At 45.2% G+C, this 13,512-nt stretch carries 11 protein-coding genes and 1 tRNA gene; 7 read left to right on the top strand and 5 right to left on the bottom strand.

Translation table 11 applies throughout. The features are described 5' to 3' along the window. Positions 1-129: 129 nt before the first annotated feature. Positions 130-816 (bottom strand): pseudouridine synthase, encoded by a 687-nt coding sequence (locus CWE08_RS08500; RefSeq protein ID WP_126767515.1) that lies wholly within the window; start codon positions 814-816, stop codon positions 130-132. Positions 817-988: 172 nt separating this feature from the next. Here CWE08_RS08500 and CWE08_RS08495 point away from each other — a divergent pair, with 172 nt between their 5' ends. The 3 genes from CWE08_RS08495 (at position 989) to CWE08_RS08485 (ending at position 3,810) form a co-directional block, all read left to right on the top strand. Beyond that, a complete protein-coding gene (locus CWE08_RS08495) occupies positions 989-2,566 on the top strand; it encodes a cryptochrome/photolyase family protein (protein ID WP_126767513.1) in 1,578 nt (525 codons plus the stop codon). Between the two features lie 154 nt (positions 2,567-2,720). Continuing rightward, positions 2,721-3,260 carry a lipocalin family protein gene (locus CWE08_RS08490; protein ID WP_198677136.1) on the top strand — a complete coding sequence of 180 codons (540 nt, stop codon included), beginning with the start codon at positions 2,721-2,723 and terminating at the stop codon, positions 3,258-3,260. A gap of 55 nt (positions 3,261-3,315) precedes the next feature. Then, positions 3,316-3,810, top strand: coding sequence for a hypothetical protein (locus tag CWE08_RS08485; protein WP_126767510.1), 495 nt, complete (start codon positions 3,316-3,318; stop codon positions 3,808-3,810). Between the two features lie 21 nt (positions 3,811-3,831). Here the strand turns inward: CWE08_RS08485 and CWE08_RS08480 are convergent. Further along, positions 3,832-4,985 (bottom strand): IS3 family transposase gene (locus CWE08_RS08480; RefSeq protein WP_126767509.1). Its coding sequence is split into 2 segments (ribosomal slippage): positions 3,832-4,736 and positions 4,736-4,985, totalling 1,155 coding nucleotides; the frame shifts between segments, so codons are not numbered across the junction. A 356-nt stretch (positions 4,986-5,341) separates the two neighbouring features. Between CWE08_RS08480 and CWE08_RS08475 the strand changes: the two genes are divergently transcribed. Together CWE08_RS08475 and CWE08_RS08470 are read left to right on the top strand one after the other, a co-directional pair. Then, the gene (locus CWE08_RS08475) at positions 5,342-6,481 is read left to right on the top strand and encodes a serine hydrolase domain-containing protein (RefSeq protein WP_126767507.1); all 1,140 of its coding nucleotides are present in this window, start codon (positions 5,342-5,344) and stop codon (positions 6,479-6,481) included. A gap of 426 nt (positions 6,482-6,907) precedes the next feature. Continuing rightward, a complete protein-coding gene (locus CWE08_RS08470) occupies positions 6,908-7,417 on the top strand; it encodes a hypothetical protein (RefSeq protein ID WP_126767506.1) in 510 nt (169 codons plus the stop codon). A gap of 190 nt (positions 7,418-7,607) precedes the next feature. Here CWE08_RS08470 and CWE08_RS08465 read toward each other — a convergent pair. Further along, a tRNA-Arg gene (locus tag CWE08_RS08465) sits at positions 7,608-7,684 on the bottom strand. Between the two features lie 463 nt (positions 7,685-8,147). Here CWE08_RS08465 and CWE08_RS08460 point away from each other — a divergent pair. Then, positions 8,148-8,918 carry a type IV toxin-antitoxin system AbiEi family antitoxin gene (locus tag CWE08_RS08460; protein ID WP_126767504.1) on the top strand — a complete coding sequence of 257 codons (771 nt, stop codon included), beginning with the start codon at positions 8,148-8,150 and terminating at the stop codon, positions 8,916-8,918. Further along, positions 8,915-9,811 carry a nucleotidyl transferase AbiEii/AbiGii toxin family protein gene (locus tag CWE08_RS08455; RefSeq protein WP_126767503.1) on the top strand — a complete coding sequence of 299 codons (897 nt, stop codon included), beginning with the start codon at positions 8,915-8,917 and terminating at the stop codon, positions 9,809-9,811. Before CWE08_RS08460 ends, CWE08_RS08455 begins: the two co-directional genes overlap by 4 nt. A 195-nt stretch (positions 9,812-10,006) precedes the next feature. On the opposite strand, the gene CWE08_RS08450 is transcribed toward CWE08_RS08455, so the two are convergent. Then, the gene (locus CWE08_RS08450) at positions 10,007-11,314 is read right to left on the bottom strand and encodes a Glu/Leu/Phe/Val family dehydrogenase (protein ID WP_126767501.1); all 1,308 of its coding nucleotides are present in this window, start codon (positions 11,312-11,314) and stop codon (positions 10,007-10,009) included. 48 nt (positions 11,315-11,362) lie between these two features. Further along, positions 11,363-13,384 carry an NADPH-dependent 2,4-dienoyl-CoA reductase gene (locus CWE08_RS08445; RefSeq protein WP_126767500.1) on the bottom strand — a complete coding sequence of 674 codons (2,022 nt, stop codon included), beginning with the start codon at positions 13,382-13,384 and terminating at the stop codon, positions 11,363-11,365. Positions 13,385-13,512: the final 128 nt, after the last annotated feature.

Raw genomic sequence — 13,512 nt, 5'->3', positions numbered from 1 at the left:
AGACAACCAATATACAGGTTACCCGCTCTTCCACCAGAAAACATGCGTTCAAGCGCCGAAAGTTCGAGATGAATCAAATTACTGTTTATCTGGCTGCAGCCGAACCCTCGGCTGCAGCTAAGCTAGTAACTAGAATAAGGCAACCTCTTCAGGGGTAAGTTCACGGAACTCACCCTCGGCCAGATCACCGAGCGACAACTCCCCAATTTGTTCGCGGTGCAGGCTCTCTACCTTATTACCGATAGCCGCAAACATTCGCCTTACTTGGTGATAGCGGCCTTCGGATACAGTTACTAATGCCTCACGCTCAGCAACAATTTGTAACTCTGCAGGCTCTGTTAATTTTGCCTCATCATGCAATTTCAAACCACGCTTGAATGATTCAATATTTTTCTCTTCCAAGGGATCGGCTACAAAAGCACGGTAAACTTTCTTACAGCCGTGTTTTGGCGAGGTAATTCGATGTGTCCACTTACCGTCATTAGTAACCAATAATAATCCTGAAGTATCTAAATCTAACCGCCCAACAGTGTGAAATTTATCTGGATTCGGCAAATCCAAGTAGGAAAATACCGTCATATGGTGCGGGTCGTCGTTAGCACAAATGCAGCCGACGGGCTTGTGGAACATAATGTAAGTTGGCCCCAAGAGCTGTAAATGCACACCATTGAATCGCACTTCAGCACCTTCCGGTACATGATTCGCCCCTTTTTTCTCTACTTCCCCGTTTACCGTTACTTCAGCACGGTGCAATGTTCGGGTAGCTTCTTTTCGGCTCATCCCGGTTGTTTCAGATAGAAATCGATCTAATCGCATAGTTTTACAAACCAGTTTAGGTATTTGGGCGTATTCTACACCACAGCGAAACGAGATGTGATCTCTTCTCACACAACTCTTTGTTTAACTGAAGCGTAACTAAAGCGGAATTAGTGCACAACCAATGCACGAAAAAACCACATAACATATTGCAGAAATGGAGTGATTCAGCATGGCGATTTTCTCTAGCCTCAGCGACATCCCTAAGAAAAAGCGCAGACAATTCAAGGAAGTGCGGTTAATTTTAGGCGATCAACTCAACCCGAAACACTCATGGTTTAAGCAAAATGATGCTGTGCTGTATGTTATGTTTGAAATGCAGCAAGAAACTAATTACGTTCGCCATCATCAACAAAAAGTTCTGGCATTTTTCGCTACTATGCGCGAATTTGCTAATGCTCTGGCCAGCCTTGCTGATGTTCTCTACCTCCAACTTGGTTGTGCTGACAACAAGCATTCGCTCACCGAAAACTTGAATAGCGTTCTGCAACTCACGCAACCGCAAAAGTTTAGCTATCAAGAGCCCGATGAGTATCGATTGGTAAAACAACTGGAAGAATTCGAAGTATCCGAAAACACCGCTATTGAATGTTGCTCCACCGAGCATTTTCTCATCTCACTGCAACATCTCGATAGTTATCTTCCCGCCAATAAAGCCCCATTGATGGAAACCTTTTACCGCCGTGTGCGCAAAGAAACCGGTTATCTAATGGCAGATGAAAAACCGATTGGTGGTAAATGGAATTATGATCACGATAATCGCAACAAGTTGCCAGATAAAGTGAGCGTACCCGCGCCCCTAGCTTTCGAGAACGATGCAAGCAGCATCGCCGATATGTTAGCTAAAGCCGATATCAAAATGATAGGTACCGCAACGGCCGATAAACTCGATTGGCCGATTACGCGCGAGCAATCGCTAAAGCTTTTACGCAACTTTATGCAAGAGCGTTTGCCGTTATTCGGCCAATATCAAGATGCCATGAGCAAACGTTGTTACTTACTGTTTCACTCTCGCCTCTCGTTTAGCTTAAATACAAAGATGTTGAATCCAAGAGAGGTCGTTGAAGCCGCTATTGAGGCTTACGAGCGCGATCCAGACAACATTACGCTTGCACAAGTAGAAGGTTTTATTCGCCAGATTATTGGTTGGCGTGAATTTGTACGATTAATTTATTGGCGAGAAATGCCGAGCTACAAAGAGAAAAACTTTTTTGCACACAAAAATCCATTACCCAAATTCTACTGGAACGCGGATACGAAAATGAATTGTGTGCAACACGCGGTTTCCCAATCGCTTGAAACCGCCTATGCTCACCACATTCAACGCTTAATGATTACCGGTAATTTTGGTTTACTCGCTGGCGTGCACCCCGATGAAATGGATGCTTGGTATTTGGGTATCTATATCGATGCCATTGAGTGGGTAGAGCTCCCTAACACTCGTGGTATGAGTCAGTTTGCAGATGGCGGGTTATTAGCGACAAAGCCCTATATTTCATCGGGCAACTACATCAATAAAATGAGCACTTATTGCAAAGATTGCTACTATAAAGTGAGTGCAAAAACAGGTGCGCGAAGCTGCCCATTTAATAGCTTGTATTGGCATTTTTTACATACGCATCGAGGTAAATTAGCTAACAATCCGCGTATGGGCATGATGTACCGGCAATGGGATAAACAAGATACGGAAGCGCAAGAAGCTATACTTTCCCAAGCGCAACACTATCTGGCCGATATCGATTCACTATAAACTTTCTTGCTATGCCTAAATCATTGCTCAACATTCGCAGTTAAAGGTAAGATACTTTAGTTGATGACAAACCTTCGCTGGAACAGCTGCTCTGCAAACGCGAATTTGCGGCCAAAGGTTGTGGCCAAGCATGAAGGGCTTTAGGATGGAAAAAATGAAAAAATTACTGCTATTTATTATTGTTCTTGCGCTTGCGGGTTGGGCCTACATTAATTTTTCAAGCCAGCCAAATCCTGCAGTGAAGCCTATTGCCAACCTTGATCCCGAGCGATATATGGGCACATGGTATTCGATTTTACGTTTGCCCCACCGCTTTGAAAAAGATTTGGATAATGTAACCGCTGAATATCGGCTTAACGAAGATGGCACCATTCACGTTACCAACAAAGGCTACAACCGGAAGAAAGGTGAATGGCAAACCGCAACAGCAAGCGCGGAACCGGTGCCCGGAATGGAAGCGGGTTTCCGCGTAACCTTCTTTTGGCCGTTTAATGGCGGCTACTATATTGCTGAACTCGGCAGTAACTATGAATATGCGGTTGTTGTGAGTGATAGTAAGGATTATTTCTGGCTATTATCGCGCTCACCGCGGCCAAGCCAAGGCTTGATAGATGAAGTAACCACCCGAGCCTATGCTTGGGGTTACGATATCGAGCAGTTTCAACGCGTAACGCACGGCCCAGTGAATGATTAGTGTTTAGAAAATTTAGGCCTCTTGGTAGGCTTTTGCTTAAGGATATTTGGCAAAGATGAAAATACAAGGAAAAAAAGTTCGCTCTCTGTTGTTTAAGAATATTACGATAGCATTATTGGCATTTTCGCCGGTTTTCTTGAGTGCGGCTTGGCTGATATCAAGTGGAAATGTGGATACCAAAATTTTTATCTTACTGACGACTGCCTTCATTGCGATATTCTACATTCTTATTAATGACTATTTAGAGTTCAAGAAAGCACCCGATACGATTATTTTTGATTTAGAAAATGGCACTGTAACTCGAGATAATAAAGTGGGTTCTTCAGTGTTGAAAGGTATGTACTTTGTCGGGTTCGGTGATAACACAACGGCATATCGGCCGCTACTCGTAAGATTTGATGGATCCGAGTCATTGCTCACGCGTCATCATATTTTTGATAAGAATTTAGGAGAAATACGAGATTTTAGTTCGCAAAGTAAACAATTAGACGTACGTGTTCTAAATGGATTTCAGCTTACAAATAGAAGGTTGATAAGGGGCGGCGCTTAAGACTGGTAAGGCCTGAGTATTCTAGACACCTTCTAGTTGCTTAAAATACTCACGTTCAAAGTTGTTTGGTGACACACGTTGGTTATTCGTATGTCGCCGTTTCGGATTGTAAACCATCTCGATGTAATGAAACACCGCCTGCTTAGCTTCTGCTCGCGTTTCGTAAATACAACGTCGGATTTTATCTTTCTTTAAATTGCTAAAGAAACTTTCCGCAACCGCATTGTCATGGCAATTTTCTCTGCGGCTCATACTCGGTTTAATATTGTAACTCTCAAGTAACTTTCTGAATTGCAGACTCGCATATTGAGAGCCTTGGTCTGCGTGTATCTTAACCTCACCCGTTGGCTTTCGACGCCAGTACGCCGATGTGAGGGCCTGCATGGCGATATTTTCGGTCATACGGTCGCTCATCGACCAGCCCACGACATTGCGAGCAAACAAATCGATTACAACGGCCAAAAATAAAAAGCCTTCGTGTGTTTTTATATACGTGATATCGGTAACCCACCACGTGTTTGGTGCTTCTACATCAAAGCCGCGATTTAGTTCGTTCTCAGCAACACTGTCGGGCTTACCACCATAGTAGCCTCGCGGTACGTCATATCCCCGTTGTGCTTTGATGGCCGCTTGGCGCATTAACCGTAAAACGCGGTCACGGCCACAAAACTGGTTTGCATCACGCATATCAAGGTAGATATTCCGATACCCGTGAAAACCACCGCTTTCAATCCAGCATTGCTTAATCTGAGCGGTCAGCTTTTTATCAGCCTCGGCACGTTTACTCACGGGCTCTTTCAACCAAGAGTAGAAACCACTTGGATGCACACCAAGCGTTTTACACATTACTCTGATGGGGTACCAGGCACGACGAGATTTTATGAACCGGTACCGTTCTTTTACTCGCCTGCAAAGAACACCGCGGCTTCCTTTAATATATTTCGTTCTTGTTCAGTACGTTTGAGTTCACGTTTTAACCGCGCAATCTCAGCGCGAAGATCCGATTCTTCCGCTCTTATTTCCACTGGTTTTGAAAGCTCTTTAATCCAGCGATAGATTGCTTTTGTGCTCACACCTAGACGATCAGCCACTTCAGCGGTTGAATAGCCATGAATCTTCACTTGGTTCACAGCTTCTTGTTTAAACTCGGTGGAATAACGAATACCTTTACTCATGATTTTCCTCTTATGGTCATAGTGACATTTTTACCATAAAAGGTGTCTATAAATCTCAGGCCTTACCATACGTCACCTAATTGTCTATGTGGTGTATGATAACACCTCTAATTAGGTGGCCAAATTAACTATGCCACTACAGAGGGTGGAAATGAAGTGATGGGGATGGTTTAATGAATTCTTTAGCGGCTAATCAAAATTAACCTGTCTACATTGTATTTAAAAAAGCAAGCTGGGTAGCAGATTCTATAGCTAGCAAGACAAAAAAGCGGCAACTAGCTTGAAAAACATTCGCTTCGCTATCTCACTATCTCTAGCTCATTATCTTAAGTTTTGTTGACTATGGAGACTCACCGATGAAATTCAAGGTAGCGATTTGGCATTCTTTCTTTGCTTTGACCTTACTGATTGGCCTGGTTGATGGCGTAGATGCTAAAGACACTCCCCAGTTGCCTTACGACGAACGAGTCGCAGCGAGGATCAATAATCTGATGGAAGAGGGACATTTCCCTGGAGTAGCAGTCACCGTAATGCGCGCAGGTCAGCCTGTGCATATAAGCACCCACGGCATGGCAAACCTCAGTCATGAAATACCCGTTACCACACAAACTGTTTTCGAGATTGCGTCTTTAACTAAACAGATGACTGCCTTAGCGGTGATGACATTGGTGGAGGAAGAGCGTTTGAGCCTTGACGACCGACTCGTCGAGTGGATTGACGACGCGCCTTCAGCTTGGGACAAGATTACCGTAGCTCAGCTTTTGAGCCACACAGCCGGACTTACCCATCGATTCGAACGGACGGTGAACGATGTACTCCTACTCGAGTACTCGCGTGACGACATGCTGACGTCAGCAAAAAACACGTCTATGCTCGCTGAGCCAGGTACCGATTGGAACTATTCTGACCAGGGATACTTTTTGCTCGGTATCATTATCGAAGAGGTGACTGAGCAATCGTACGCAAACTACATGCAGGCTAATTTCTTTCGCCCTCTGGATATGGAACAGACACATCTCTTAGATCAGCGCAAGATTGTACCGCAACGCGCGCAGGGCTATGCTTGGAAAAATGGCGAGATACAAAAAAATCGCCGAGTTTGGCAGTTCTCTCTGACGTCGCATTTTGGTGTGATGTCCTCACTTGAAGACTTGAGTCGTTGGGAAGCGGAACTTTCGAACCCGAAGCACATCAATCGGAACGCGCTGGAAGCCACATGGCAGATTCAGCGTTCGTTCGATACTGGCCGACAATGCGACACTTGGGGCTACGCCCGTGGCTGGCAAGCTCAGATCGTGAATGGGCGCCGTATCCTTAATCATGGTGGTTATTCCGGTACGGCCTATATTAGAGATGTCGACACTGGACTGTCGGTTATCGTACTGACTAATCGTGAAGATACACCAAATGCAATGAATCCGCTCTCGCTAGCGTGGCAAGCAGCTAGCGCTGTCGATTCCTCCATTCCGCGCGGCGGCTACAAGTGTTGGGAGTAGGATAAATAATCGCAATCGGCGATATTGGAGACCTTGAAGAGCGGATTTGAAGAACGGCGGGTTTGAGCGAGGACCGGACCTTAGAATTTTGCCTAACTTAATTGGTTTCCCGCCTCCCTGTCATTCGTAAGCTTTTTGGCGGGCAAATTAGGCACGGCACACTTCTCTCTGCGTTATTGCGCGTTTTGTTATTGTGTTGTGTATTTAAGTCTTTTACTATCAATTACATAATGAAGATTAAAGTTGGGTATCGTGCGCTCGTTAGAGTCTAATTGAGCATGCTCACATTAATTTGGCTTATTTAGAGCGTTTCATGGCTGAAATCTTTTTTACCTCAGTAATTTAAAGCTAGGTAACTACTTATTCAACGAGTGACAAAGTGAGCACGCACAATATACAAATGTTAACTCGCTTTCAGAGTGAAGTATGGAGATCACACAAATAAATAAGAAGATTGGTCCTACTGAAGAAGACGATCAACCTCGGTTTGAGCTAGACCAGATAGGAAACGACTTACCTGATCATAAGGGCATAAAGTGGGTCTATTTGCTTTGCCCTTACTGCAAGACAAGAACGAAGTTCAACCCCATCCACCTCGCTGTCGTTAGAAAAGACGATGACTATGGATTAATGGAACGATATTTTCATTATTTATGCCAGTGTGAATTCTGCCAAGAAGTTATATATGCCAAGTTTTGGGAGTTTGATTTCGATCCTGACTGGACTTTCCAATACGAGTTGCATCACCCTGTTTCGCTCTTCAGTTACCCGGAATACGGATTGCCGGAGCTAGTATGGCTTTCTTTTTCTGAGGCCAATAAGTGCCTCAATGCTGGTGCCTGTCTATCTGGAGAACGAAGGCCAGAAGGCGATGGTGTTGGGCGCGGTCTGGTGTCGGAAAGACAGACGACTGGAAATGGCGCTTCAGCGTTTTGAAGCTAAAGGTCAAATAATAGTATCCCGAAAATATGCGTAAGATCCGCGGCCACAATCTGGACACAGAATGGACACAGCCCTGATCCACCGAAAAATCAGCCACAACAGCTAGCGGTCACGCAGGAAAAACAGCAAAGAGAAGAATTTAGAGTAGTTAGGTAAGGCTGAAAATCGCTACAGGCCAAGAAAATGGCGCGCCCGAGAGTATTCGAGCCTCTGACCTCCGCCTTCGGAGGGCGGCGCTCTATCCAGCTGAGCTACGGGCGCATTTCCAAATTTTGACTTCTAACCACTGTGCCTATTTACCGAATGACTGTTGCCTCCGGAGTGAGGTCACGGGTTCGGTGGTAAATCGTTAAAGCTAGGCGTGACAAAGGTTTAATCGGCGTTGCCATTTTCGATTTCTAAAAAATATTCGCACTTTTGAGACCATTCAACGACAAAATTGGTCAAAGAAAACCACCCCTAAAATCGACGATTTTTGACCTCTGCCTCGCGACAAAAAATTCTGAATCTCCGGAAAAATCTGAGTTTTAATGTGGAAAAAATTCCACCTTTCTAACTTGATTTTAGGCCAGAAGGAACAGGAAATATTTAGTAGGGTGACAATTTCCTTAAATCCTCGGTAGGTTTTTGGGTTTGAAATTTTATGAAAATTAGCACCATTAGTAATGACATGGTTGAAAATATAAACTAACCTGTAGTTTCAAATTATTAACAGGCTAGTATCATGAGTACGGATATACCATCAAAATTAAACCGACTGTTGAGCTCCCAACCATCAGGCGTCGTGCTCTGTTCATCTTGGCTTGTTGATAATGGGTACAGCCTGGATTTGCAGCAACGCTATAAAAAAAGCCAGTGGTTTGAGAGCATCGGCGCGGGTGCATTAATACGTTATAGCGACCAGGTGGATTATCTCGGTGGGGTGTACGCCATACAAACACAGCTTGGTTTATCGTTACACCCTGGCGGAAAAACTGCCTTAGAATTGCAAGGGAAGGCGCATTATTTAGAGCTCTCCCCAAAGCATGTGCAGATATTTGGCGCTCATGGCGAGCATGTGCCTCTGTGGTTTAAAAAACAAGACTGGAGGGTTAACGTCAAGTGCACTCTTTCTAGCTTTCTGCCGGCGGAAATCGGTTTAATCGAAATACCGCACAAACAATTTATGGTTAAAGTATCAGAGCCAGCGAGAGCCATCATGGAATGTCTGTATCTTGCACCCAAATCACAATCGTTACTGGAAGCTTATGAGCTTATGGAGGGCCTAAATAACTTGCGACCCGCATCTGTACAAATGTTATTAGAAGCCTGCAGCTCAATAAAAGTGAAGCGCTTATTTCTTTATCTCGCCAAGAAAGCAAATCACGACTGGATGAAATACCTTGATTTAAACAGAGTAAACCTAGGCTCGGGTAAGCGTGCGATAGTAGCCAACGGTGTTTACATCCCGAAATATCAAATCACTGTTCCAAAGGGACTGGAGTCAATGGAATGAACGAAGCTTATAAAAGACAGGTAAAGCTGCTACTCGATGTGTTGCCGGAAATCGCGAAAGAAGATTGCTTTGCAATGCATGGCGGTACCGCTATCAATTTATTCTTGCAGAACATGCCAAGGCTTTCTGTAGATATTGACTTAACATATGTTGGGTTAGAAGTGCGCGCGGAAGCACTCGCAGCAATCAATGCTGCGCTACTGCGAATAGAAGATCGTGTCGATAAGTTGCGAGCAACGATTAGGATTCAGCACAAGCCGAATGTGTGCAAGCTTCAAATGAGTGAATATGGCGTTCAAATAAAAATTGAAGTGAATATGGTTGGGCGCGGCTTAATTGGTCCTGCAAAAAAGCTGCCACTTTGTTCAGCAGCACAAGAGCAATACAACGTGTTCTGTGCGATGCCAGTGGTGCCATTGGGTCAGCTTTACGGTGGGAAAATCTGTGAAGCGTTGGATCGACAGCACCCGCGTGACCTTTTTGATACGAAACTATTGTTGGAAAACATAGGGTTTACTGATGAAATCAAACGGGGCTTTATATTCGCACTGATTAGTAGCAATCGACCGACAAATGAAATGCTTGCCCCCAACTTACTTGACCAAAGGGCTGCTTTTGAAAACCAGTTTGAAGGCATGAGTAATGTTGTATTTACTTATGCTGATTTTGAAGCAACACGAAACAAGCTGATAGAAACGATACGTCGGAGTTTGAACGAGGCAGATAAGCAATTTCTGCTCAGTTTTGATCAATTAGAGCCGGACTGGTCTGTTTATGATTATCATCAATTTCCATCAGTAAAATGGAAGTTGATGAATTTGGCGAAGTTTAAAAAAGAGAGCCCAGAGGTTTATCAACTGCAGATGGATAAGCTCAAGGATTTATTACGATGAGAGACCTATTAAGATTAAAAAAATATTGGCTTAATTTCGAGGGATGTTTACAGGATAGGTCGAAGGGAGGTCAGCTACGGATATGTGGTAGTATTACTTTTCGACCAAAAAAACATAAAAAAACCACCGCGAAGGTGGTTTTCTTATGTTGGCGCGCCCGACAGGAGTCGAACCTGTGACCTCCGCCTCCGGAGGCTAGCAATCACCGTTGAAGTAGCCTTGGTTCCCTCTGTCATCCATTGCTTTGGTGATTCGGCGTATACCTTGCATGTAAGCGGCGGTGCGCAAATCGATATTTTCTTCTTTGGCAAGTTTGAAACAGGCCTCGGCCTCATCTCCAATACGCTTATTCATCCGCTCTTGAACCATATCTGCCGTCCAATAATCACCAGTACGATTTTGAATCCATTCGAAATAGCTCACAATCACACCGCCGGTGTTCACTAACACATCAGGTAGCACAGGAATATTGCGTTTATTTAAGGCTTTGTCGGCCTTACTTGTTACTGGGCCATTAGCTAACTCTAGAATCATGCCCGCTTGCACATCATCGGCATTATCCTCGGTAATAACATTTTCTAGTGCAGCAAGGGCTAGCACATCAACATCAAGGCTTAGTAACTCATCGTTGCTGAGTTTTTCTACACCCTCCTCATCGCCCACCGAGGATTCTGAGTAAATGATACCTTTTAATTCACGCGTTTCATTTTTGTGCTTCCAAATCGCTTCAACATCTAAGCCTTTCTTCGAATAAACAGCACCTTTTGAATCAGATACCGCTACGATTCGAAAACCGAGCTCTAGTGCAGCCTTGGCAAAGTAATAGCCCGCATTGCCGAAGCCTTGCACAGCAACACATAAATCTTCTGGTTTTTTATCCTGTTGCTCTATCCAAATCCGCAATACTTCCAGAGCGCCTTCCCCAGTAGCTGCAACTCGGCCAACTGAGCCACCTAAACCTAAGGGCTTGCCTGTGATCACCGCAGGTGTTTGCGCTCGCGCTATATTTGAATATTCATCAGCCATCCAGCCCATTATTGTTTCATTCGTGTTCACATCTGGCGCTGGAATGTCTAAATCAGGTCCAATTACATCGAACATAGCTCGAATATAGCCGCGAGATAAGCGCTCTAGTTCCATCCGCGAAAGTTTCTTCGGATCAACACACACGCCACCTTTAGCGCCGCCATAAGGCAAATCAACCACAGCGCATTTTATCGCCATCCAAAAGCTTAAGGCTGTTACTTCATCTGCATTCACATCAGGATGAAAACGAATACCACCTTTTCCGGGGCCGCGTGTTAAATCGTACTGCACGCGCCACGCCGGGAAAATTTGTAGCGAACCATCATCCATTCTTACCGGTATTGATGCTTCGATTAGCTGCTGAGGCCGAGACAAGCGATTCCGAGCATCATCCGACGCATCAAGGCGTTCATAAATATCTTCTAAACGTCCCCGAGCATCATCTAATACTTTCGGTGCTGCTTTCGTATCTGCCATCTATGCATCTCCTTTCGCTACTGTAATATTGCTCGTTCAATTGAACCATTAGAGCTCTGCGGCGATCTCCGCACCTTGGCGAATAGCGCGCTTAGCATCAAGCTCTGCCGCCACATCCGCGCCACCAATCAAGTGCACGTTAATTCCAGCCTGTTGCAAGGGTTCTTGCAAACTCCGTAACGGAACCTGACCTGCACAAATTATAATATGATCCACCTCGAGTGTTTCTGTGGCTCCATTACGTTCAATTTCCAAGCCTTGATCAGTTATGCGCTTATAGGTAACCCCATTAAGCATGGTTACACCTTTATTTTTCAGCGTATTGCGATGCACCCAGCCTGAGGTTTTGCCTAATCCACCACCTACTTTGCTCTCTTTGCGCTGCAATAAATACACTTTACGAGTTGAAGGGTCCGGCAACGGCTGCATCAGCGCACCACGGTTCTCATAACTTTGATCAATACCCCAAATTCCGTGCCATTCATCACTGTTTAATGTGGGCGATAGCGCCGTTGTTAAATATTCAGAAACATCAAAGCCAATACCACCCGCACCGATCACCGCTACGCGATCGCCCACAGGCTTATGATCTCGTAGTACTTCCAAATAACCCAACACCTTTTCTGATTCGATACCTGGAATGTTTACATCTCGAGGTTTAACTCCAGTTGCCAAGATTACTTCATCGAAGCCAGCAGTTTTCAAGCTATCAGCTGTTTGCGGGCTTTCTAGATGCTGCACAACGCCAGCATCTGTGAGCCGATTAGCAAAATATCGAATCGTTTCATGAAACTCTTCTTTCCCCGGTATTTGCTTGGCAAAGTTAAACTGACCACCAATTTCTTTTGCGGCATCAAATAAATGCACTTCGTGGCCGCGCTCAGCCGCAAAGCACGCCGCTGAGAGCCCAGCGGGGCCAGCACCAACAACCGCTACTTTTTTCTTCGCAACTACGGGCTTCATCACTAGTTCGGTTTCAAAAGCAGCCAGCGGGTTCACCAAGCAACTCGCACGCTTATTCTCAAACACATGATCTAAACATGCTTGATTACAGGCAATACAGGTATTGATGCGGTCCGCTTTATTCGCAGCGGCCTTATTTACAAAATCAGGATCAGCCAAGAAAGGCCGCGCCATCGATACCATATCCGCTTCGCCTTTGGCGAGGATATCCTCGGCGATTTCCGGTGTATTAATGCGATTTGTGGCAACTACCGGCACCTTCAATTCTTGCTTTAAGCGAGCGGTAATCCAACGAAACGCGCCACGCGGAACTGAAGTAACAATCGTTGGCACACGTGCTTCATGCCAACCAATACCCGTATTAATAATCGTTGCGCCAGCCTGCTCAACACCTTTACCGAGCTCGATCACCTCTTCCAGGGTATTACCGCCTTCCACAAGGTCCAACATCGAAAGGCGATAAATAACAATAAAATCTTCACCCACAGCCGCGCGAACCGCTTTCATGATTTCTAATGGAAAACGGGCGCGGTTTTCGAAACTACCGCCCCATCGGTCTTTGCGTTTATTTGTGCGTTTACAGATAAACTGGTTAATCAAATAACCTTCTGAGCCCATCACTTCCACGCCATCATAACCAGCAGCTTTTGCCAGCTTCGCTGCACGCGCATAGTGTTGAATGGTTTTCAAAATTTGGCTATCGCTGAGCGCTTTTGGCTTGAATGGTGTGATAGGCGCTTTGATCGCACTCGGTGCTGCACTAAACGGATGATACGAATAGCGGCCTGCATGTAGAATCTGCATCGCTATTTTGCCACCCGCCGCATGCACCGCAGAAGTTACTTGCTTGTGCTTAGCTACTTGCCATCGGTTGGTCAGCTGGCTTGCAAAAGGCGCTAATCTGCCTCTGTAATTCGGGCTAATCCCGCCCGTCACTATCAGGCCTACACCACCTCTGGCCCGGGCAGCATAAAATTCAGCTAATTTAGCAAAACCACCCTTCTCTTCTTCAAGGTTGGTGTGCATCGACCCCATCAAAACGCGATTTTTCAGTGTGGTAAAGCCTAAATCGAGCGGCTCTAACATGTGCGGATATGGTTGACTCATCTTTTTTCTTGTCCTCTGGTCTAACCTGTAATTCTGCCACTCTATCTGCTTCTGAAAAATCGAGCAAGCACAGATGTACGCTGAAAGCCACAAGAAAGCTGTTTCCGCTATGGCTAATTTATTGTAAA

Source organism: Aliidiomarina iranensis (assembly GCF_003987135.1).
Taxonomy (GTDB): Bacteria; Pseudomonadota; Gammaproteobacteria; order Enterobacterales; family Alteromonadaceae; genus Aliidiomarina; species Aliidiomarina iranensis.
This window is presented reverse-complemented; position numbering and strand designations above follow the sequence as displayed.